We start from the raw sequence: 481 nt of genomic DNA, 5'->3' as shown, positions 1-481 counted from the left end.
AATCTGGAATTGCAGGAATTCGAGCATACCACACCACGCGTTCTTGCCGAGCGTCGCGGCCCTGCAACAGACATGTTCTTCACCCGTGTACAGGCTGCCCTGCAATCTGTAGCGGATGATTATGATGTAGTGGTTATCGATTGTCCGCCGCAACTCGGCTTTTTGACCTTGTCTGCACTTTGCGCGGCAACATCGGTGATCGTTACCGTACATCCGCAGATGCTCGACGTTGCCTCAATGAGCCAGTTTCTTTTCATGACATCGGATTTGCTTTCGGTTGTACGTGAAGCCGGCGGCACACTCAATTTCGACTTCCTGCGCTATCTCATTACCCGCTATGAACCGAATGACGGTCCTCAGGCACAGATTGCAGGCTTCCTGCGTGCCCAGTTCGGCGATCGCGTCCTTACAGCGCCTATGGTAAAATCCACCGCTGTTTCTGATGCGGGTTTGACCAAGCAAACACTTTATGAAGTCGGGC

At 52.8% G+C, this 481-nt stretch carries 1 protein-coding gene; it reads left to right on the top strand.

Features of this window, described 5'->3' with window-relative positions; genetic code table 11:
* The coding region (locus HBA93_RS18450; RefSeq protein ID WP_221724269.1) for an AAA family ATPase at positions 1 to 481 on the top strand (481 nt) is incomplete at both ends.

It is taken from the genome of Ochrobactrum sp. SFR4, from assembly GCF_019730395.1.
Taxonomy (GTDB): Bacteria; Pseudomonadota; Alphaproteobacteria; order Rhizobiales; family Rhizobiaceae; genus Pseudochrobactrum.
Note: the sequence above shows the minus strand (reverse complement) of the source record. Positions and strands in the feature narration are given on the sequence as shown.